18 protein-coding genes are annotated in these 20,881 nt (G+C 68.7%); 10 read left to right on the top strand and 8 right to left on the bottom strand.

Annotated elements, in window-relative coordinates:
• Window positions 1-160: 160 nt before the first annotated feature.
• From M6D93_RS14850 to M6D93_RS14840, 3 genes are read right to left on the bottom strand one after another with little or no spacing between them, the layout of a single operon-like run.
• Window positions 161-1,504: a sigma-54-dependent transcriptional regulator family protein gene (locus M6D93_RS14850; RefSeq protein WP_249770221.1), complete on the bottom strand. Its 1,344-nt coding sequence runs from the start codon at window positions 1,502-1,504 to the stop codon at window positions 161-163.
• A 4-nt stretch (window positions 1,505-1,508) separates the two neighbouring features.
• The gene (locus tag M6D93_RS14845; RefSeq protein ID WP_249770219.1) at window positions 1,509-2,213 is read right to left on the bottom strand and encodes an AMP-binding protein; all 705 of its coding nucleotides are present in this window, start codon (window positions 2,211-2,213) and stop codon (window positions 1,509-1,511) included.
• Window positions 2,210-3,577, bottom strand: a complete 1,368-nt coding sequence (locus M6D93_RS14840) for an MFS transporter (protein WP_249770217.1) — start codon at window positions 3,575-3,577, stop codon at window positions 2,210-2,212. The genes M6D93_RS14845 and M6D93_RS14840 overlap by 4 nt, the downstream gene beginning before the upstream one ends.
• 141 nt (window positions 3,578-3,718) lie before the next feature.
• Between M6D93_RS14840 and M6D93_RS14835 the strand changes: the two genes are divergently transcribed.
• Entirely contained in the window at window positions 3,719-5,008 is a 1,290-nt protein-coding gene (locus M6D93_RS14835) for a competence/damage-inducible protein A (protein WP_249770215.1), read from the top strand.
• A 93-nt stretch (window positions 5,009-5,101) separates the two neighbouring features.
• On the opposite strand, the gene M6D93_RS14830 is transcribed toward M6D93_RS14835, so the two are convergent.
• Genes M6D93_RS14830 through M6D93_RS14810 form a run of 5 tightly spaced genes read right to left on the bottom strand, consistent with a single transcriptional unit; the run spans window position 5,102 to window position 9,671 of the window.
• The gene (locus M6D93_RS14830) at window positions 5,102-5,734 is read right to left on the bottom strand and encodes a methylated-DNA--[protein]-cysteine S-methyltransferase (protein ID WP_249770213.1); all 633 of its coding nucleotides are present in this window, start codon (window positions 5,732-5,734) and stop codon (window positions 5,102-5,104) included.
• Between the two features lie 52 nt (window positions 5,735-5,786).
• Window positions 5,787-6,419, bottom strand: a complete 633-nt coding sequence (locus tag M6D93_RS14825) for a CoA transferase subunit B (RefSeq protein ID WP_249770211.1) — start codon at window positions 6,417-6,419, stop codon at window positions 5,787-5,789.
• Window positions 6,420-6,421: 2 nt separating this feature from the next.
• Window positions 6,422-7,219 (bottom strand): CoA transferase subunit A, encoded by a 798-nt coding sequence (locus M6D93_RS14820; RefSeq protein WP_430667196.1) that lies wholly within the window; start codon window positions 7,217-7,219, stop codon window positions 6,422-6,424.
• A gap of 25 nt (window positions 7,220-7,244) precedes the next feature.
• Window positions 7,245-7,964, bottom strand: a complete 720-nt coding sequence (locus M6D93_RS14815) for a TIGR03089 family protein (RefSeq protein ID WP_249770207.1) — start codon at window positions 7,962-7,964, stop codon at window positions 7,245-7,247.
• A gap of 9 nt (window positions 7,965-7,973) precedes the next feature.
• Complete coding sequence (locus M6D93_RS14810) at window positions 7,974-9,671, bottom strand: LCP family protein (RefSeq protein ID WP_249770205.1); 1,698 nt, start codon at window positions 9,669-9,671, stop codon at window positions 7,974-7,976.
• Window positions 9,672-9,769: 98 nt separating this feature from the next.
• Between M6D93_RS14810 and rfbB the strand changes: the two genes are divergently transcribed.
• The 9 genes from rfbB (at window position 9,770) to M6D93_RS14765 (ending at window position 20,839) form a co-directional block, all read left to right on the top strand.
• Window positions 9,770-10,774 carry a dTDP-glucose 4,6-dehydratase gene (gene rfbB / locus M6D93_RS14805; RefSeq protein ID WP_249770203.1) on the top strand — a complete coding sequence of 335 codons (1,005 nt, stop codon included), beginning with the start codon at window positions 9,770-9,772 and terminating at the stop codon, window positions 10,772-10,774.
• A gap of 4 nt (window positions 10,775-10,778) precedes the next feature.
• Entirely contained in the window at window positions 10,779-11,651 is an 873-nt protein-coding gene (gene rfbD / locus M6D93_RS14800) for a dTDP-4-dehydrorhamnose reductase (protein ID WP_249770201.1), read from the top strand.
• A gap of 3 nt (window positions 11,652-11,654) precedes the next feature.
• Window positions 11,655-13,055 (top strand): glycosyltransferase family 4 protein, encoded by a 1,401-nt coding sequence (locus M6D93_RS14795; RefSeq protein ID WP_249770199.1) that lies wholly within the window; start codon window positions 11,655-11,657, stop codon window positions 13,053-13,055.
• On the top strand, window positions 13,052-14,107 hold the full coding sequence (locus M6D93_RS14790) for a hypothetical protein (protein WP_249770197.1): 1,056 nt from the start codon (window positions 13,052-13,054) through the stop codon (window positions 14,105-14,107). The genes M6D93_RS14795 and M6D93_RS14790 overlap by 4 nt, the downstream gene beginning before the upstream one ends.
• Window positions 14,104-15,099 (top strand): glycosyltransferase family 2 protein, encoded by a 996-nt coding sequence (locus M6D93_RS14785; protein ID WP_249770195.1) that lies wholly within the window; start codon window positions 14,104-14,106, stop codon window positions 15,097-15,099. Before M6D93_RS14790 ends, M6D93_RS14785 begins: the two co-directional genes overlap by 4 nt.
• A 69-nt stretch (window positions 15,100-15,168) precedes the next feature.
• Window positions 15,169-16,125, top strand: a complete 957-nt coding sequence (locus tag M6D93_RS14780) for a class I SAM-dependent methyltransferase (RefSeq protein WP_249770193.1) — start codon at window positions 15,169-15,171, stop codon at window positions 16,123-16,125.
• Window positions 16,126-16,155: 30 nt separating this feature from the next.
• Window positions 16,156-17,010: an ABC transporter permease gene (locus tag M6D93_RS14775; protein ID WP_249770191.1), complete on the top strand. Its 855-nt coding sequence runs from the start codon at window positions 16,156-16,158 to the stop codon at window positions 17,008-17,010.
• 8 nt (window positions 17,011-17,018) lie between these two features.
• Complete coding sequence (locus M6D93_RS14770; RefSeq protein ID WP_249770189.1) at window positions 17,019-18,350, top strand: ABC transporter ATP-binding protein; 1,332 nt, start codon at window positions 17,019-17,021, stop codon at window positions 18,348-18,350.
• Window positions 18,350-20,839: a glycosyltransferase gene (locus M6D93_RS14765; RefSeq protein WP_249770187.1), complete on the top strand. Its 2,490-nt coding sequence runs from the start codon at window positions 18,350-18,352 to the stop codon at window positions 20,837-20,839. The genes M6D93_RS14770 and M6D93_RS14765 overlap by 1 nt, the downstream gene beginning before the upstream one ends.
• Window positions 20,840-20,881 lie beyond the last annotated feature (42 nt).

Below are 20,881 nucleotides of genomic sequence, written 5' to 3'. Positions count from 1 at the left end.
CGGTACGGCCAGAGCAGCGCACCGGCGGGGACGACTGCGGCTGTGATGGGCGCCACGCTATGAGGGCCGACGTTGCAAGGACGTTGCACTGGGATTGCCGCTGTGTGCAACGAGGGCAACCTCAACGCGAGGGGACGTGCAACGAGGGCAACCTCAACGGTTAGCGGCGGTACTCCGCATCGAGTCTGGCTACCTCGGCGGCCGCCAGGGGACGCAACGGAGAGCCCAGCGGCAGCACCTGCAACTGGCGCCGCCACATGTCCAGATCCTGGGCTCCCCACCGCGCCCGCGTCCAGGCAACCATCAGCTCGGCCCGGTCGGAGGCAAGCAGTGCGGCCCTAAGCCGGCGTTCCAGCTCCTCGCGATGCGCGACGACGCCGGGCGCGTCGGACTGCGGCAGCAACGGTCCGCGGTACATCCGCAGCGCCTCGGTCAGGTTTCCGGCAGCCAGATGTCCCGCTACCGCCGACCAGTCCGAGTCCACGTCACCGGTCAGCCGGTAGGGCCGCGAGCCCAGCACCTGCTGGCCGAGCAGTCCCCGCAGCCGCACCAGTTCAGCCCGCAATGTCGAGGACGTCACGTCCGCCGGATACAGCTCGATGGCCAGCTGATCGCCGGTCAGCCCGTCGGGGTTGCAGGACAGGATCACCGCGATCTCGCTGTGGCGAGGGCTCAGCCGGACCGAGCGGCTGCCGATGGTCGCGACACAGTCCGGACGGCCCAGGGCCTCCAGCCGCACCGCGCTCCTGCGAGCGAAGCCGTCGGCGTGGTTGGCGTAGCTGGGCGAGCGCCGGTAGCTCGCCAGCTGTGCGCCCCCGTCGGAGATCGTCCGCGGATCCAGCCGCATCCCCTCCACCGCGTTGATCCGGGCCAGCTCGGACTCGGCCATCCGTGCGGCGGCGCGCACCATTGCGATGGTCTGGACCGTGGCCATGTCGGGGCCGCCGGTGACGTCGACGATGCCGAGGATGGCCGAGGTCACGGGGTCGTGGATCGGCGCAGCCGCGCAGCTCCACGGCTGCACGGAGCGGGCGAAGTGCTCCGAGGCGTGGATGGTGACCGGCGCGTCCAGGCGCAGCGCGGTGCCCGGGGCGTTCGTGCCCGCGTGGTCCTCGTCCCAGCGGGCACCCTCGACGAACAGGATCTCCTCGGCCCTGCGCAGCACGCCGGGCTGTCCGCACACCCACAGCAGCTGGCCCTGTTCGTCGGCCACCGCCATCAGGCTGTCGCAGTCCTCGGCGGCCCGGCCGAGGACGTCGTAGAGCAACGGGAAGACCCGCGACAGCGGATGTTCGTCGCGATAGTCGGCCAGCGAACTCCTCTCGAGCGTGATGGGCGGCGCGACGGAGTCGGCGTCCACCCCCGCTGCCGCGGATCGCAGCCACGAGTCCGCCACGACCGACCGCAGCGACCCGGGTGCCAACTCGGCCAGCGGGCGCCCGGACAGAAATTGCTCGTGGACCCGGCTCGTGTTCGCGACGTCGAAATCGCGCGGCCCCGTCATGGGCTCAGTGAAGCTCACCGGCTGCGAAAGCACCACCAGCGCCGACCGAGAGATGCTCCCCAGCGGCGAGTCGGTTCAAAAGGGCCGGGACGGACAGCGACCCGCCACGCTCGACCGGGGCGTCCAGTTCAACGGATTGTTCGTCGGCCAGTGGGACCGGCTCGGTCGGCTGCACCGCCGTCGACCGCGTCCAGGAGCGGTAGTCGACGTCCTGCTCGCCGAAGCCGTCCGCCTCGGTGGGATCCTGCTCCGAGGCGCGGACGACGACCGAGGGCAGCGAGCCGAACTGCCCCCCGCGCGGGGCGAATATCAGGTTCGGAGCGAGCTGCAGGACCAGTGCCTGCACCTCGGCCGTACTCGTAGCGCCCGGAATCTGCGCCAGAGGCATCCCGCTTCGGACGCAGGCCAGCACGGCGATGACGGCTTCCACCGAATCCGGCAGCCAGATCAGGACCCGGTCCCCGGGACCGAACTGCGAGGCCCGCAGGACTCCGGCCAGCTTGGCCACGCGTTCGGTCAGCACCGCGAAGTCGAGCGTTTCCAGCCTGCCGGTCAGCACCGACGGTCCGGTCAGGGCCGGGTCATCGGCGCGACCGAGCGCGACGTTGCGGTCCAGCGCCGTCCACGCGGGGTTGCCCGCCGGATCGCGAGCCGCGCGGACGGCCGCGGCGGCAGCCGAATCGCTGGGGGAAGGGTCGGGAGCGCTCACAGGCTCGCGCCTTCCTCGGCGGCCAGATCGGGTTCGTGCTTCCCGCCGGGGGAGGAAACGACCGAGATCTCGGTCGGAGCGAAGTACTCGCCGCGCCCGCGCACGGTGAAGAACAGCAGCGCGGCCAGGACGCACAGGGCGCCGGCGGTGAGCCACGCGATCCGGTAGTCGCCGGTGTGAGCTCGGACGGTCCCCGCGAACGACGCTGCGATCCCCGCCCCCACCATGTGCGAGGCATATACCCATCCGAAGACCACCCCGGAGCGCTGCAGCCCGAAGTGTTCACGACAGAGCGCGACCGTCGGAGGCACCGTCGCCACCCAGTCCAGGCCGTAGAAAACGATGAACAGGAAGAGCGGGGGATCGACGGAGGAGCCGAGCACGGTCGGCACGATGAGCAGGGACAGCCCACGCAAGCCGTAGTACGCGACCAGCAGGTTGCGCGGGTCCACCCGGTCGGTCAGCCAGCCGGACCCGATGGTGCCGACGATGTCGAAGATCCCGATCAGGGCCAGCAGGTTCGCCGCCGTCGTGGCCGGCATGCCGTGATCGTGGGCAGCAGGAATGAAATGCGAGCCGATCAGCCCGTTGGTGGACCAACCGCAGATGAAGAAGGTCACCATGAGCACCCAGAACGTCCAGCTTCGCGACGAGGAGACCAGCGTCGAGATGGCCAGCCGGGCGGGCCGTTGCGGAATCACGTCGGGACTGACGTAGCCCGGCTCGGCGCCGTAGGGGATTTCGCCCACGTCGGCGGGGGAATCGGCCAGCAGCCACAGCACCAGCGGGACCAGCAGCAGGGAGAACCCTGCGACCACGGCCACGGCCGTACGCCAGCCGTGGGACGCGATCAGGGCGGCCATCAACGGCAGGAACACCAGCTGGCCGGTCGACGAGGCGGCCGAGAAGATTCCCGTCACCAGCCCCCGACGCGTGACGAACCAGCGATTGGCAATGATCGCGCCGAAGACGAGGGCCATCGAACCGGTCCCGATCCCGATGGCGAATCCCCAGGCCAGGACGAGCTGCCAGGAGTCGCGCATGACGATGGTGGCCAGGCACCCGAGCGTCACCAACGTCAGCGACAGCGCCACGATCCTTCGGATGCCGAATTTCTGCATCAGGGCCGCCGCGAACGGCGCGGTCAAGCCGTAGATCACCAGGTTGACGGTGATGGCGAACGAGGTGATCGACCGGCTCCAGCCGAACTCGTTCTCCAGCGGCTCGATCAGCACACCCGTGGACGAGCGGAACGCCGCCGAGGCGATCAGGGCCAGGAAGGTGATCCCCGCGACCCACCAGGCACGGTGCAGGCGTCGGCGGGTCCGCGAGCTGGGTGAGTTGGATTGTTGGACCGATGTCACGAGTCCATGATGCCGGACAGGTCGCCCGCGCTCCGTTCAGATCCGGACGGCCTTCGGCGAGATCCCGCCGTTTGTCGGGATGTGCCTTCGACCAGGCGACCATGCCCGGGCCGCTCTGACGGCGCTGCCTAGGATGCGGGAGTGAGTGCGCGCGCAGGGGTAGTCGTGACCGGGACCGAGGTGCTGACCGGGCGGGTCACCGATCGAAACGGCCCCTGGTTGGCTGAGCAACTACGGCGGCACGGGGTCGACATCGGCCAGGTCGTCGTCGTCGGGGACCGCCCGGACGACCTTGCGGCCGCGCTGCGTTTCCTGCAGAACGCCGGGGTGGACCTGATCATCACGTCCGGGGGGCTGGGACCGACCGCCGACGATCTGACGGCGGAGGTGGTGGCTGAGGTGCTGGCCCGGCCCCTGGAACTGGATCCGGCTCTGCACGCGCGCATCGGGGACATCATCGAGCGGTTGAACCGCGCCCGCGGTCGCCAGACCGAACCCTCGGCCGCCGCGGGCACCCGCAAGCAGGCGATGGTGCCGCAGGGCGCCGCCGTGCTCGAGCCGGTTGGGACCGCTCCAGGCCTGGTGGTGCCGGCCGCCGCCGGGGTGGCCGGAGCGCCGGTGGTGGTCCTACCCGGTCCGCCCTATGAGTTGCAGGCGATGTGGCCGGCGGCCCTCGCCCAGCCGATGGTCCAGCAGGCACTGGCGGGGCGGGAGGAACTGCGGCAGCACACGCTGCGGCTGTGGGGCACGTCGGAGTCGGAGCTGGCCGGACTCATGCGCGAGCAGGCGGAGAAATTGGCCGGCCTGGAGATCACCACCTGCCTGCGAGACGGCGAGCTGGAGGTCGTCAGCCGGTTTCACCCCGTCGCCCAGCAGCGCTACGACGATTTCGCGGCGATGATCGTTTCCACTTATGGCGACGCGGTCTTCTCCGTCGACGGCGGGACGCTGGAGGAGATCGTCGGGAGGTTGCTGACCGAGCAAGGCCTGACGATCGGCACGGCGGAGTCCTGCACCGCAGGACTGCTCGCGGCACGGCTGGCTGATGTGCCAGGTTCGTCGAGCTACTTGCAGGGCGGCGTGGTGAGCTACGCCAACGAGGTCAAGCACTCGTTGTTGGACGTGCCGGTCGGTTTGCTCGAGACCGTCGGTGCGGTCAGCGCGGAGGTGGCCGAGGCCATGGCTCGCGGTGTGATCGCCCGGCTCGGCACGGACCTCGGCGTGGGTATCACCGGCATCGCCGGGCCCGGCGGCGCGTGCCCCGGCAAGCCGGTCGGCCTGGTCGAGCTGTGCGTGCTCGGCCGGGGGAGCCGGCTGGCTCGACGGGTGCAGCTTCCCGGCGACCGGGCCGATGTCCGCAGGCGTTCGGTCGCTGTGGCGCTGCACCTCATCTGGCGGCTGTTGACCGAAGCGGAACGATCGCCGTCATGATCGGCCTGCCCGGCGGGGTTCAGGATGTCCTGCGGTGCGCGGGGGACAGCGGCTACCGCGGAATGCAGTTCAACGCGGTCGTGGAGACGAACCTCAGCTGAGCAGGGGCGCGGCCGGATCCCATCCCAGGGTCGGCGGCAGGATCTGCTCGAAGGTGAGCAACCAGCGCTTGGTCTCCAGTCCATAGCGGCTCGAGCCACCGGTGTCGGTTTCGCTCGGGCGTTGGCCGCCGCTGTAGCCGCCGAGCCCGGAGGCCGACAACACTCGGTGGCAGGGCACGATCACCGGCAACGGGTTCGACCCCATGATCGAGCCGATGCCGCGCGCCGGCACCCCGGTACCGCTGCGTCGCGCAAGCGCGCCGTAGGTGATGCTGGCGCCGAAAGGCACCGTGTCATACAGGCACCGCAGCACGATCTGCTGGACGCGCCGCGTCAGTCGCCAGTCCAGCGGCAGGGTGAACCGCGTGCGGGTGCCGGCGAAGTATTCCGAGAGCTCGGTGGTGGCCTGCTCTGCCAGCGCGCGCACCGGCGCGGTCGGGGACGGGTCCGGAGCGAGGGCCAGCCAGCGCCCGAACGACTCGCGCGTGCCCCAACCCAGGGCGGCCACGCCGACGGGCGTCACGGCCAGGTTCAGCGGGCCGACCTGGCTCGGCAGCGACAGCAGAAACGCGGTCTCAGGTCGGTCCGTCGATGCGGGCAGAGCGTGGCCCGGCAGCGAGAGCATGGCGCCAGTCTGCACCAGGGTTCCGACAACGAGTCCCGAGCCCCGGCCGGCCTCAACCGGCGAGCAGCGCCGGTTGAGTCACGGCCCGGACGTCCTCGACCGTGACCCCTGGGGCCGTCTCTCGCAGCACGAGGCCGTCGCCGGTGATGTCGATGACGGCCAGGTCGGTGATGATCTGTTGGACACATCCCTTGCCGGTCAGGGGCAAACTGCAGGTGTCCACGATCTTGGGGGTGCCGTCCTTGGCGGTGTGCTCCATCATGACGATGACCCGCCGCGCGCCGTGCACCAGATCCATCGCCCCGCCCATGCCCTTGATCATCTTGCCGGGAATGGTCCAGTTGGCGAGATCGCCGTTGGCCGCAACCTGCATCGCGCCCAGGATCGCCACATCGATGTGACCCCCGCGGATCATGCCGAACGACAGGGCGGAGTCGAAGAACGAGGCACCGGGCAGCACGGTGACCGTCTCCTTGCCTGCGTTGATGAGGTCCTCGTCGACCTCGTCGTCATAGGGATAGGGCCCGACGCCGAGGATGCCGTTCTCCGACTGCAGCACCAGGTGCACCCCGGCGGGAACGTAGTTGGGGACCAGCGTCGGCAGGCCGATCCCCAGGTTGACGTACTGCCCGTCCGACAGCTCCTGAGCGACCCGGGCCGCGAGTTCCGTCCGTGTCCAGGCCATGCTCACAATCCCCGTTCGTGGTCGTGGCCGGCCTCGTGAGGTCGCACCGTCCGCTTCTCGATCCGCTTGCCCTCGGTGCCCACCTCGACCACGCGCTGGACGAAGACGCCCGGAGTGTGCACCTGCGCCGGGTCGATCTCGCCGGGCTCGACCAGCTGCTCGACCTCGGCGATGGTGATGCGTCCGGCCATCGCGCAGAGCGGGTTGAAGTTGCGGGCGGACGCGTCGTAGACGAGGTTGCCGTGCCGGTCGCCGACGGCCGCCCGCACCAGGGCGAAGTCGGTCACGATCGCCTCCTCCAGCACGTAGTCCTGACCGTTGAAGGCACGCGTCTGTTTCGCCGGTGACGCCAGCGCGACGGAGCCGTCCGCGGCGTAACGCCACGGCAGTCCGCCTTCGGCGATCCAGGTGCCCACCCCGGCTGGCGTGTAGAAGGCCGGGATGCCGGAGCCCCCGGCCCGTAGCCGCTCGGCCAGCGTGCCCTGCGGAGTCAGCTCGACCTCCAGCTCGCCCGACAGGTACTGACGCGCGAACTCCTTGTTCTCACCGACGTAGGAAGACACCGTGCGGGCGATCCGGCCCGCTTCGAGCAACAGCCCCAGGCCCGCGCCGTCCACCCCGCAGTTGTTCGACACCGTCTCCAGCGCCGAGGCGCCCTGGGCGAGCAGAGCCTGGATGAGCACCAGCGGGATGCCGCAGAGTCCGAAGCCGCCGACTGCCAGCGATGATCCGGACCCGACATCGGCCACCGCTTCGGCAGCGGACCCAAGGACCTTGTCCACGGTGGCACATCCCTTCATACAGCGGTCATCGACGGGCGACCGATCAGGCGGTCACGGTGACTTTCTCGGTCCGGACCCGGTCCGTCAAGCGGGCGGGGTCGCCATGACGCACAAGAACCACGGACCCGCCGACGATCAGCGGGGCGAGCAGGGCATCGACCCAGCCATCGGCGGTGAAACGACCCGCGCGCTGCCAGAGCAGCCGGCCGCCGGCCGACAGTCCCAGCTCACCGGCCCGCGTGGTCGCGCGCCGGCCGAGTTCGGTGCGGCTGAGTCCGTCGAGCGCGGCCTCGTCGGGCGCACCCTGGGGGCGCACTCCGGCCCACGCGTCGGCGTGCGGGCGGACCGTGGCGGCGTAGTCCGACATCCGCGGCGGGGGCTCGGCCGACCGGGCCATCGACAGCAGCGACACCGCGAAGACCTCGTCCACACCCGACAGATCGGTCCCGAGCAACGTCTCGGCGTCGCCGAAGGCCACCGAGGCGGAGCCGGCGGAACTGACCACTTCCAGGCCCGCGAACCAGCACCCGAGCAGGATCGGTGCGGCCAGCCAGTGCACCGGCAGGCTCACATAGGCACGGTCGCCCACGCCCAGCCCCAACTCGTCGCCGAGCAGGTGGTGTGTCTTGGCCACCCAGTTGCCCAGCGAGCGGGCCGACAACTCCGCGCGTTCCCCGGTCTCGTCGTCGTAGAAGGTGAGCAACGGCGCGGACGGATCAGCGGTCAGCCTCGCGTCGAAGGCCGACTCGGCGGTGAGTGCCATGCTTCGGCGTTAGTTGATGCAGCCGGCGTCGGCCGCGGTCGTCACCGTGGTCGCGGTCGAGCTGGACGTCGAGGTCGAGGTCGAGGGCGCCGGTGCTGTGGAGCTCGACGAGCTCTTGGGCGTCAGGGACTTGACCTGTACTCCGTTGTTGCCCAGCAGGAGCTCGACGCCCTTGGCGGTGCCGGTGCGCTCCATGACCGCCGTGGGGACCTGGGCCTGCACAGCCTTGGCCTGGCTCTCCATACCGCTCGGGTAGCGAATCGTGGTCTTGGCCAGCACGTCACTGGTGGCCGAGGGCAGCGTCGTCTTGAAGCCGAGTGCGCGCAGGGCGGCCGCGTTCTTCGACTCGATGCCGTCGTTGGAGTTGGTGTCGTTGGCAACCGACACCGTCACCGTCAACGGGTCGGCCGCGGTCGCCTTCTTCAGCGCGCTGGCGGCGTCGGTACCCATGAGCGAATCGATGAAGTCACTCATCGCGGAGGTGTTGACGACCACGACGCTGCCGACCGGCGTGTTGTCGTTGAACCCGTTCGTCGGAATGGTCGTGAACTTGACGTTGCCGGCCTGCAGGTTCTGCAGTTGCTGGGCCAGCTTGAGCGGGTCCAGCCCCGAGTCCATCGTGAGGGAGCTGGTGACCGCCCTGAGCAGGCTCTGCAGCTTGAACGGGTTGAGCAGGGTGCCGGCCGAGGCCATCTTGCGGAACACCGCCGACAGGAAGTACTGCTGGCGCTTGATGCGGTCCAGGTCCCCGTTGGGCAGGCCGTGGCGCTGGCGGACGAAAGCCAGTGCTTGCAGGCCCTTGATGGTGTTGTTGCCCTTCTTCAGATCGATGCCGGAGTAGCTCTTGACGAACACACCGTTCTCATAACCGGAATCGATGTAGCTCCCGGTCTGGCCGGTGAAGGTGGCCGGTCCGACCGCGTGGTTCATGCAGACCGTCACGCCGCCGATGGCGTTGGAGATCCGGTAGAAGCCGAGCAGGTCGACCTGGACGTAGTGGTCGATCTTGAGGTTCGTCAGGTTCTCGATGGTCTTGACCAGCAACTGCGCGCCCTTGGCCTTGTCGCCGTTGCCGTCGTTGACTCCCAGCGGATACGCGGCGTTGAGCTTGTTCATGCCGTGGCCCGGAATGGACACGTATGAGTCGCGCGGGAAGGAGATGACCGTGGCCTTGGAACCGTTGGCGGGGACGTGCATCAACATCATCGTGTCGGTGTTGTAGCTGCCCCCGTCCTTGGTCGTGCCGAGCTGCTTGAGCTCGGTGGGGGTGGCCGAGTCGCGGTCGTCGTTGCCGACGATGAGGATGTTCTGGTCCTTACCGTCGATGTTGTTCTTCGCGGCGTTGGTGTCGCCGGGAATCGCATTGACGGTGTTCAGATTCGATCGGAAGCTTCGGTAGGTGGCCCACGCCCAGCCACTGCCGACGAGGACGGTCAGCGACAGCAGTGCCGCGACGATCTGCACCCCGATTCCGACCCCGGCCAGGGTGCTGCGGGTTCCGGCACCACCGGCGGCCCGGCGCGCGGACCGAGTGTTGGAGCCGCGGCCTCGCGGGTCGAGGCCGGGTGGCAGGTCCGAGGGCCGGTTTCCGCTCGGGGAGCCCGGACGGCGCCCACGGCGCGGGTCGAGCTCCGGCGGCAGGTCCCCACGGGAGGCACCGGAGCCGGGATTGCGACCGCCGGTTCCCGGATCGTAATTGGAAGGCACCGACCGAGGTTACCCGCCGTAACCGGGAGGGCAGCGGCGCCGCGTCCGTGTGCTCAGGGTGATCTCAGGCGGCCTCACGATATGGAACGATGGCCCCCATGCGTGTACTAGTCACCGGCGGTGCCGGATTCATCGGGTCGCAGTACGTCCGCGATCTCCTGACCGACCAGTTCCCGGCGTTCGCCGGAGCCGAGGTCACCGTGTTCGACAAGCTGACCTACGCCGGCAACCTGGCCAACCTCGCCCCGGTGGCCGACAGCCCGCGCTACCGCTTCTTCCAGGGCGACATCTGCAGCGCCGCCGATCTCGACCAGGCCCTGCCCGGTCACGACGTGCTGGTCAACTTCGCGGCCGAGTCGCACGTCGATCGCTCGATCACCGGTGCGGCCGACTTCGTCCAGACCAATGTCTTCGGGGCGCAGCAGGTGTTCGAGGCCGCGCTCCGCCACGACATCGGCCGCGTGGTGCACATCTCCACCGATGAGGTCTACGGGTCGATCGACGACGGTTCCTGGACCGAGGACCAGATTCTCGAGCCGAATTCGCCGTACTCGGCGGCCAAAGCCGGCTCCGACCTGATCGCACGGGCCTACGCCAAGAGCTATGGCCTCAACATCTCGATCACCCGGTGCTCGAACAACTACGGGCCCTATCACTTCCCGGAGAAGGTCATCCCGCTGTTCGTGACGAACCTGCTCGACGGGAGGAAGGTCCCGCTGTACGGCGAGGGAGCCAACGTCCGGGACTGGCTGTTCGTCGCCGACCACTGCCGCGGCATCCAGCTCGTCGTCGAGAAGGGCGCGCCGGGCGAGTTCTACAACATTGGTGGTGGCCGCGAGCTGTCCAACCGGGAGCTGACCGAGAAGCTGCTGGCCGCGACCGGCCGCGACTGGTCCTACGTGCAGCCGATCGTCGACCCGCGCGGCGGAGGCCACGACCTGCGTTACTCGGTCGACTACTCCAAGACCGCCGAACTGGGCTATGCGCCGCAGGTGAGCTTCGAACACGGGCTGGACCTCACGGTTCAGTGGTACCGGGACAACCGTGACTGGTGGGAGCCCCTGAAGGAACGCGCGGCCGTGGCTCACATCGAGAAGGTCTGACCTGATGCGCTGGCTGATCACGGGTTCCAAGGGACAGCTCGGCACCGACCTGCAGACGGTCCTGGCGGACACTCCGTCCGACGTCGTGCATGCCGTGGACGTCGACGTCCTCGACATCACCGACTCGACCGCCGTTCAGGCCGTGATGGAGCAGTTCGCGCCCGACGTCATCGTCAACGCCGCCGCCTACACCGCGGTGGACCGCGCCGAGGAGGACGAGGACACCGCCTACGCGGTCAACGCGACCGGACCGGCCGTCCTGGCCGCGGCGGCCGCCCGCGCCGGGATCCGCTTGATCCATGTCTCCACCGACTACGTCTTCGCCGGCGACGCCAACCGGCCCTATGAGGTGGACGACGAGCCGGCTCCGAAGTCCGCCTACGGCCGCACCAAGCTCGCCGGGGAACGCGCCGTGCGTGAGCTGCTGCCCGAGACCGGTTACGTCGTGCGGACCGCCTGGGTCTACGGCGCGGGCGGGGGAAACTTCGTCAAGACGATGGCGCGGCTGGAGAAGACCAAGGACACCATCACCGTGGTCGACGACCAGCGGGGTTCGCCGACCTGGTCCTTCGACCTCGCGGTCGCTCTCGTCGAGCTGGCCCGGTCCGATGCGCCCGCGGCCATCTACCACTGCACCGGCACCGGTGACATCACCTGGTTCGCCTTCGCGCAGGCCATCTTCACGCGGCTCGGCGCGGATCCGGCCCGGGTGCTGCCCACGACCAGCGAGGCCTACGGCATGGCCGCCAATCGGCCCACGTACTCGGTGCTGTCGGACCGGACGTGGCGCGAAGCCGGGCTCAACCCGATGCCGGAATGGTCTGACGCCCTCTCGCGCGCCTTCGCGACGGTCGGCGAATCGCTGCGCGGAGCCTGAGGGGTGCCGACCCGCCGGCGCATCGCCGTCATCACGCCCGACGTGCTGGCCGGGCAGATGGCCGGTCCGGCGATCCGGGCGGTCAACATCGCCGAACAGCTCAGCCTCGACCACGACGTCACGCTGATCTCGACTCTGCGGTGCGAGATCAGCCGCCCGGGTTACCGTTGCCTTTTCGCCGGCTGGGACGAGCTGCGCGCCGCCGTCGCCGATGCTGAGATCGTCGTCCTGCAGGGCTTCGTGTCCTTCCACGCCTCGTGGCTGCTGCGCACCGACAAGATCCTCGTCATGGATCTCTACGACCCGATCCACCTGGAGCAACTCGAGCAGCTCAGCGGGCAACCCCTGGTCCAGCGTCGGGCCACCGCGGACCTCACCACCCAGGTGCTCAACGCCCAGCTCGTCCGTGGCGACTTCTTCCTGTGTGCCAGCGAGGTTCAGCGCAACCTGTGGCTCGGCCAGCTCGCCGCCGTCGGCCGGTTGAACCCGGACAACTACCTGGCCGATCCGTCCTTGCGGTCGCTGATCGCGATCTGCCCGTTCGGCGTGGACCCGCAACCGCCGGCGCGTTCGGGTCCGGGGATCAGGTCGGTCGTGGACGGGATCGGACCGCAGGACAAGGTGCTGTTGTGGGCCGGCGGTGTCTACAACTGGTTCGACCCGGTCACGCTGATCCGGGCGGTGGATCTCGTGCGGGCCGAGCATGAGGACTTTCGCCTGTTCTTCCTGGGCATGAAGCATCCGAACCCGAACGTGCCGGCCATGAAGGCCGCCTGGGACACGCGGCAGCTGTCGGAGTCGCTGGGCCTCACCGGCAAGCACGTGTTCTTCAACGAGGGCTGGGTTCCCTACGACGAGCGTGCCAATTACCTGCTCGACGCCGACGCCGGTGTCAGCACGCACCTGTCCCATCTGGAGACGATCTTCTCCTTCCGGACCAGGATCCTGGACTACTTCTGGGCAGGCCTGCCGATCGTGTCCACCGGCGGGGACAGCCTCGGCGACCTGGTGGGCGCCAACGGTCTCGGGGTGACAGTGGCGGAGGGGGACGTCGCCGGGCTGGCCGAGGCCATCACCCGGGTGCTCTACGACGAGGACTTCGCCCGCGCCTGCCGCGTCGCCGTCGAGCGGGAACGCGAACGCTTCGCGTGGCCGACTGCGCTGGCGCCGCTGGTGGACTTCTGCGCCGACGCCCACCGCGCCGCGGACAGCAGCATCGACCCGCGGCGAATGGCGCGCCACCTGTTGCCACCCCGCAATCCGGCCGAGGCCGACCTACGCCGGTTCTCCGCGCTCGTCCGCGAGGGCGGAATCTCCCTGCTCGGAAAGCGGATCGTCTCGCGGACCCGGCGGGTCGCGGGCCGGTTGAGCAAAGCCCGTAGGACGGGCGGCGAGTCGGCATGACCGAGCTGGAGCAGATCGCCTTCCTGTCCAACCGTCCCGACGTGCTGGCCGAAACCCTCGATTACGTAAGGCATTTCATGCCGTGGCTGCGGCGGGCGGTCGTCCTGGCCCCGGCCGCGACGATCGAGCCGATGCGCCGTAGTCTCGCGCGTTTCGCCCCGTGGCCGATCGAACTGGTGGCCGAGCCCGACGTGCTGGGGGCCGGTGAGCAGGTGCCGGTCGATCACGGCGCCCGCAACGCGCTGCTGCGGCTCCGGTTGGCCGAACGCGGTCCGCTGGACGAGCTGTTCCTGGCCTCGGACGACGACTACCGCCCACTGAAGGACGTCGCCGTCTCGGAGTTCCTCTCCGACGGTCGTATGCACAGCTACGCCAGCTATGACCTTGCGCTGTGGCGGCAGAACGAGAGCAGCTACGACCGGGTCCAGCACGCCTCCTACCTTGCGCTGAGCTACCTCGGTGCCGATCATCTCTGCTATGCGGCCCACATGCCGCAGGTCATCGACCGCCAGATCTTCGTGGCGGCCTTCGCGGCGGCCGGAGGGCTCAGCGGCTCGACCGCGTTCTGCGAATGGTCGCTGCCGCTAAACTACGGCCGGTTCATCGCCCCCGATCGCTACAGCCCGCCGCGCACCTTCCGCACCGTGGGCTGGCCGCAGTACCCCCATCAGTGGCCGTTCTGGCGCCGGCCGGAGGAGTTGAGCTTCGAGAACTTCTATCCCGAGTCCTACGTCGCCGGCCAGTTGTTTGCCGGCATCGACACCGCGCTGGATGCTCAGGACCCGCAACGCCAGGCGTTCAGCAAGATAAGCCGTTGGTACGCCTTTGATCTCGCGGCCGGAAGACTGCGGTTTCAGCCGGGGGTACAGGATCCGTGGCGGACGAGCGCCGGGCGCAAGGCCCTGTTCGGTGTGCTTCGCCGGGTGCGCAAGCTGTATGAGTACGTCGCGCTGGAGGAGCGCACTCAGCTGGTGGAACTCGCGGGGGAGTTGAACCGGCTTCAGCAGCAGCGTTCCGACGACGAGCGTGCCCGTCCCGATCGGTCGACGTGACCGGACCGGCCCGGCACTCCGACGTCACGGGACCGGCTCGGCCGCTGCCCGAGCACGCCACGATCGTCATCGTCACCTACAACGGCGCGCATCTGCTGGCGGACTGTCTCGATTCGGTGACCGGCGAGGGGGCGGCTCGGATCATCGTCGTCGACAACGCCTCCGTCGACGAGACGACCGCCTTGCTCGCGCAGCGCTTCCCCCAGGTTCACGTGGTCGCCAGCAATACCAACACCGGGTTCGCCGGTGGGGTCGCGCTGGCGCTGCCCCTGGTGCGGACGCCGTTCGTGGTGCTGCTCAACAACGACGCCACGGTCGCCCAGGGCTGGCTTGCGCGGCTGTTGGAGCCGCTGGCCGATGCTCAGGTGGGCGCCGTGTCGAGCAAGCTGGTGCTGCCGGACGGACGACTCAACAGCGCGGGTGGATACCTGGAGCCGAACGGCTACGGCCACGACCTGGGCTTCGGCGAGCCGGACGACGGCCGGTGGGACGAGCCCGCGGAGATCGCCTACGCGTGTGGTGCCGCCGCCGCCTACCGGGTCGCGGCGGTACGTGGAGTCGGCGGCGTCGATCCGCGCTTCTTCCTCTATTACGAGGACGTCGACCTGTCCTGGCGACTCTGGCTGTCGGGCTGGCGGGTGCGCTACCAGCCGAGCGCGGTCGTGGTGCACCAGCATTCGGCGACGACCTCGACCCGATCGATGCTGCACACCTTCTCCACCGAGCGGAACCGGCTGGCCTGCCTGATCACGTGCGCCACTCCGGGGCTGGTGGTGCGGACGTTGGCCCGCTACCCGCTGACCACGCTGTCGGTCGCGGTGGGCGAATCCCGTCCCAAAGCCTGGGCGAGGGTGCGGGCCCTGGCGTCCTTGGTGGGCTGGTTGCCGGGTTTGCTCCGGCGTCGGCGCGCCACGGAGACGCCGGCGGGTCGCCGGGCCGTACAGTCTCGGCTGCTGGTCGGAGCCAAGCCCCTTCCGCCGGCCGTCCGGTGAACTATCCTGGGTCGACCCAGACGTCGGACAGGATCCGTCCGGTACTCACGAGCTGACAGGAGACACCGCGTGCCACTGTCGAAATACGACATCGAAGCCGCGCAGGTGGCAGAGCCCGGGACCAGCCACAGCTTTCTGGTCGACATGGTGGGCTCCAACAAGCGCGTGCTCGACGTCGGATGCGATACCGGCTATCTCGGTGAGGTACTGGGCGCCGTCGGCAACAAGGTCTGGGGTTTCGAGATCAGCGAGGCCACCGCGGCTCAGGCCCGCACTCGCCTGGTCGACTGCGCGGTGGGCGATCTGGAGCAGACCGACCTCGCGAGCGTGTTCGAACCCGGATCCTTCGACGTCGTGATCTTCGGTGACGTGCTCGAGCATCTGCGCGACCCGCTGCCGGTGCTGCGATCGACGCGGCGGCTGCTGGCCGCCGGCGGGTCGGTGTTGCTGTCCACCCCCAACATCGCCCACGGCGACGTGCGACTGGCCCTGTTGCACGGGCAGTTCCGCTACAACAAGCTCGGCATCCTCGACGAGACCCATACTCGCTTCTTCACCGCGGAGTCCCTCGTGAGCTTCGCGCGCGACGCCGGCTTCGAGATCGCCGAGCTCCGCCGGACCCGCGCCGAGCTGTTCACCACCGAGATCGGTGTGAACGAAAGCGATTTCCCCGCGGAGCTGGTGGCCCGGTTGCGGGCGGACAACGAGGCGAGCACCTACCAGTTCGTGGCGCGGCTGGTGCCCGACGACGCGGGTGTCATGGTCACTCAGCAGGCGCTTCGGGTGGACGAGCTGGCCGCCGAACTCGACCGCGCGCGGAGTGAGCTGGCCGTTCAGGCGGCCGAGCTCACGTCGCTGCGGGCGGATCGGCAGAGCCTGGCCGAGCAGACCGAGCAGCTTCGAACGGCCCATGACGAGGCCGTCCGGCAGCGCGATCACCTGCTGGCCGAGGTCCGCGAACTGCGGTCGGCGATGCCGGCCACCGGGGGACTGGCCCGGCGGTTGATGGGCCGCGTTGGCCGATAGCGGGCTTTCCGCCCGTTAGACTGCTCAATCGTGTCCATAACTGCCGTCAACCGGCGACCAACGCTGTTCCGTGGGGTCGCCGAGGTTTTCTCGGCTCGGGAACTGCTCTTCAACCTGACCTCGCGCGAGGTCCGGGGCAAGTACAAGCGCACCGCGCTGGGCCAGCTGTGGTCGTTGTTGAACCCGCTGGCGCAGATGCTCACCTACTCCCTGGTGTTCGGCTTCTTCCTGCCCGCTCGCAACTCGCCCGGCGACCCGTCCGGCCTGGACGTCTTCGCCTTGTGGCTGAGCGCGGCGCTGCTGCCGTGGATCCTGTTCTCCGGCGTGCTGACCGGGTCCATGGGGTCGCTGCTGGCCAATGAGAACCTGCTCAAGAAGGTGTACTTCGTTCGCTCGAGCCTGGTGATCTCCACCGCGCTGGCGACCCTGTTCACCTCGCTGTTCGAGTTCGGCGTCCTGATCGTGGCGATCTACCTCTTCGGCGGCAACCCGACCCTGTACATCCCGTTCGTGGTGCTGTTCATGATCCTGCTGACGGCCCTGGCGCTTGGCCTGGGCTTCCTGCTCGCGGTGGCCAACGTCTACTTCCGCGACACCCAGCACTTCGTGGCCATCTTCTTGCAGGTGCTGTTCTACCTGACGCCGATCGTGTACCCGGTCAGCCAGGTCGCCGACCGGGTCCAGAAGAGCCATCCCTGGGTGCTGACGGCGTTCCGGCTGAACCCGATGGAGCGCTTCTCGGAGGCGTTCCGCAATCTGCTCTACGACAACCGGCTGCCGTCCCTGCCGACCACGTTGTACTGCATCGTTGTCCCGCTCGCCGTCCTGGCCGTGGGTTTCTCGGTCTTCATCCGCTTCGAAGGCCGCCTGGCGGAGGAGCTCTGACCGCGGACATGACCGACAACACGAATGCACCCGCCATCTCGGTGAACGAGGTCTCCAAGCGGTTCCGGCTCTACCACGAGCGCAACCAGTCGCTGAAGGCGGCGCTGATGCGTGGGCGCCGGGCCGAGTACGAGGACTTCTGGGCGCTCAAGGACGTGTCCTTCGACATCCCGGTGGGCTCGACCTTCGGCCTGATCGGCGAGAACGGCTCCGGTAAGTCGACGCTGCTGAAGGTCATCGCCGGCATCTACCGGGCCAACAGCGGCCAGGTCACCACCCGTGGCACCCTCGCCGCCCTGCTGGAACTGGGTTCCGGCTTCCACCCGGAGCTCTCCGGCCGCCAGAACGTCTACCTCAACGGCTCGATCCTGGGCATGAGCAAGGCTGAGATCGACCGCCGCTTCGACGACATCGTCGGCTTTGCCGACATCGGTGAGTTCATCGACCAGCCGGTGAAGAACTACTCCTCCGGCATGTACGTCCGGCTCGGATTCTCGGTGGCGATCAACGTCGACCCGGACATCCTGCTCGTCGACGAGGTGCTCGCCGTCGGCGATGCGGCGTTCCAGGAAAAGTGCATGGAGAAGTTCGCGCAGTTCCGCGAGGCCGGCAAGACCGTGGTGATCGTGTCCCACGCGATGGGCTCGCTGCGCACGATGTGCGACCAGGCCGTGTGGCTGCAGAAGGGCAAGGTCGTCGGCTACGGTCCGGCCACCGAAACGGTGGACTCCTACGTCGACGCCGTTCACGTGGACCGCTCCGAGGAGCCGGAGGAGTCCGGCCGATGGGGTTCGGGCGAGGCCCATATCGAACGTGTCGAGCTGATCGGGCGGGACGGTCAGCCCACCACCCGGGTCCACACCGGTGACCCGGTCGCGCTGCGGGTGCATTACAACGCACACGAGCCGATCAGCCGGCCGGTGTTCGGACTGGCGATCGAGACCCTGGAAGGGGTCTACGCCTGGGCGCACAACTCTCGCGACGGCGGCGTCGTGCCGGACTCGATCAGCGGCACCGGAACGGTGGACCTGCGGGTCGAGCGGCTCATGCTGCAACCCGGGACGTTCGACATCCTCGCCGCGATCACCGACTACACGACCAATCACACGTTCGACTTCCGGCGGCAGGCGCTGCGCTTCGAGGTGGGGGCCGGGACACCGCACGAATCGGGTGGCATCCTGGCTCTCGGCGGCACGTGGTCAACATCAGCGTCAACGTCAGCGTCAACGTCTGCGTCGGCGTCAACGTCAGCGTCAACCTCGGCGTCAGCGTCGGACCCCGTGGCCGCAAACGGGCAGCCATCGCTGCCGGGTGTGACGGCGCAGGAAGCGGGAGTGTGATGACCGACCAGAGCGCGCTGACCAACGGTGTCGTCTCGATCGTGGTCCTGAACTTCCGGGGCGCCGAAGACACTCTCACCTGCCTGCGCGAGCTGACCGAACTGGACTACCCGAGCGAGCTGCTCGACATCATCTGTGTCGACAACGACTCCGGCGACGGCAGCTTCGAACGCCTGAGTCAGGAGGCGCCGTCCGGGGTACGGGTCTTTGCCAGCGGCAGCAACGGCGGCTTCACAGCCGGGTGCAACTTCGGTGCGAGCCTGGCGCGAGGTGAGTTCCTGGCCTTCATCAACAACGACGCCCGGCCGGACCGCGCGTGGCTGGTCGAGGCAGTGCGCGCCCTGGCCGACGACTCGACCGTGGGCTGTGTCGCCAGCAAGGTACTCGACTGGGACGGCGTGGACGTCGACTTCACCGACGCCGCCCTGGCGTGGTACGGCATGGGTTACAAGCCCGGTGCCGGCAGTCCGTATACCGGTGATGCCGAGCAGCCCAAGGACGTACTGTTCGCGACCGGCTCGGCCATGGTCACGCGCACGGCCCTGTTCGCCGAGGTCGGCGGCTTCGACGAGCGCTACTTCATGTTCTACGAGGACGTCGACTACGGCTGGCGACTCAACATCCTCGGCCATCGGGTCCGCTACGTCCCGACCTCGGTGGTGTTCCACAAGCACCACGCGTCCATGAAGGCCTTCGGCGCGTACCGCGAGTGGTACCTGCTCGAACGAAACGCCCTGATGAGCCTGTACAAGAACGTTCAGGACGAGACCCTGCTCAAGCTGCTGGCCCCGGCGTTGATGCTGTCGGTCCGGCGCGGTCTCGCCCTCGGCGGCGTCGACACCGGCTCGCTCGATCTGCGGCGCAGCACCGGCGACGATTCGGCCGAGACCATCGAGGTGTCGCGACGCGGCCTGACCGGCGCCTTCGCGATCGACTACTTCCTGGATCAGCTGCCGTCGCTGGAGAAGTCCCGCGCCGAACTGCAGGCCAAGCGCGTGCGGACCGACCGCGAGATCATGCCGCTGATGCGCAAGGCCATCGAGCCGGCCATCCCGAACGAGCGGTACCTCGCGGGGCACCAGGCCCTGGTCGACGCCTTCGGCATCACCGAGGTGTTCTCCGGCCGCTCCCGCGTGCTCGTCGTCACCGGCGATCCGCTGTCGGTCAAGATGGCCGGTCCCGGCATCCGGGCGCTGCACATCGCCGAGGCGCTGGCCGACGAGCACGACGTCCGGCTCGTGTCCACCACTTCCTGCAGCTTGGACGAGACCCGCTTCGAGGTGCTCGAACGACCGATCGCCAAGCTCAAGGCCGACGTCGAGTGGGCAGAGATCGTGGTCTTCCAGGGCTTCCTGCTGAACCAGATCCCGTGGCTGGCCGACACTGAGAAGATCCTGGTCGTGGATCTGTACGACCCGATGCACCTGGAGCAGTTGGAGCAGACGCGCGGCGACGAGCCGCACAAACGAACCGCCGACGTCGCCTCCACCACGAAGGTGCTCAACGACCAGCTCCGCCGCGGAGACTTCTTCCTGTGCGCCAGTGACAAGCAACGGCATTTCTGGCTCGGCCAGCTCGCCGCGGTCGGCCGCCTGAACCCTCGCACCTATGACCGCGACTCCACGCTGACGTCGCTGGTGGCGGTGGTTCCGTTCGGGCTGCCGGACGAGCGGGCCGTGCAGGAGCGCTCGCCGATCAAGGGCGGCTCGGTGCCGGGCATCTCGGCCGAGGACAAGGTCATCCTGTGGGCCGGCGGCATCTACAACTGGTTCGATCCGCTGACCTTGCTGCGCGCGGTCGACAAGCTCTCGGCCCGACACCCGGATGTGCGGCTGTTCTTCCTGGGCACCCAGCACCCGAACGCCCTGGTGCCCAAGATGCGGATGGTCGAGCGCACCCGGGCCCTGGCCGACTCGTTGGGCCTGACCGGCAAGGTGGTGTTCTTCAACGAGGGCTGGGTCGACTACTCCGACCGCAAGAACTATCTCCTCGATGCCGACCTGGGCGTGAGCACCCACTTCGAGCACATCGAGACGACGTTCTCCTTCCGTACCCGGATCCTCGACTATCTCTGGGCCGGTCTGCCGGTGGTGGTCACCGACGGCGACAACTTCGGAGATCTGGTCCGCGTCGAGAAGCTCGGGGTCGCGGTGCCCGAGCAGGACGTCGACGCCCTGGCCGAGGCGCTGGAGCGTTGCCTCTACGACGAGGCCTTCATCGCCGAGAGCCGGGCTGCCGTCGCCCGGGTCGCACCGCAGTTCCAGTGGTCGGCCGCGCTGGCGCCGTTGATCGAGTTCTGCCGGGCGCCCGAACGGGCCCCCGACGCCGAGATCCTCAGTTCGGCCCGGCGCAAGGCGCGGAAGTCGGGCGCGACCGTCGGCGGCCGCGGTGACCTGGCGCTGGCCCGCAAGTACCTGTCCGAAGGTGGGGTCGAGGAGCTCACCCGGCGGGCGGCCGGACGGATCCGCCGCAAGCTCGGGCTCCGCTAAGCTCCTTGATCGACAAGCGCACCCGCCGATAGGGGAGGGGAT

This window comes from Jatrophihabitans telluris, from assembly GCF_023516435.1.
In the GTDB taxonomy this organism is placed as follows: domain Bacteria; phylum Actinomycetota; class Actinomycetes; order Mycobacteriales; family Jatrophihabitantaceae; genus Jatrophihabitans_A; species Jatrophihabitans_A telluris.
Note: the sequence above shows the minus strand (reverse complement) of the source record. Positions and strands in the feature narration are given on the sequence as shown.

Coding starts and splice junctions, on each gene's coding strand:
- M6D93_RS14765 (WP_249770187.1), top strand. CDS start 18,350: ATGACCGACCAGAGCGCGCTGACCAACGGTGTCGTCTCGATCGTGGTC.
- M6D93_RS14820 (WP_430667196.1), bottom strand. CDS start 7,219: ATGAAGGGATGTGCCACCGTGGACAAGGTCCTTGGGTCCGCTGCCGAA.
- M6D93_RS14815 (WP_249770207.1), bottom strand. CDS start 7,964: ATGGCACTCACCGCCGAGTCGGCCTTCGACGCGAGGCTGACCGCTGAT.
- rfbB (WP_249770203.1), top strand. CDS start 9,770: ATGCGTGTACTAGTCACCGGCGGTGCCGGATTCATCGGGTCGCAGTAC.
- M6D93_RS14825 (WP_249770211.1), bottom strand. CDS start 6,419: ATGGCCTGGACACGGACGGAACTCGCGGCCCGGGTCGCTCAGGAGCTG.
- M6D93_RS14770 (WP_249770189.1), top strand. CDS start 17,019: ATGACCGACAACACGAATGCACCCGCCATCTCGGTGAACGAGGTCTCC.
- M6D93_RS14850 (WP_249770221.1), bottom strand. CDS start 1,504: ATGACGGGGCCGCGCGATTTCGACGTCGCGAACACGAGCCGGGTCCAC.
- M6D93_RS14790 (WP_249770197.1), top strand. CDS start 13,052: ATGACCGAGCTGGAGCAGATCGCCTTCCTGTCCAACCGTCCCGACGTG.
- rfbD (WP_249770201.1), top strand. CDS start 10,779: ATGCGCTGGCTGATCACGGGTTCCAAGGGACAGCTCGGCACCGACCTG.
- M6D93_RS14830 (WP_249770213.1), bottom strand. CDS start 5,734: ATGCTCTCGCTGCCGGGCCACGCTCTGCCCGCATCGACGGACCGACCT.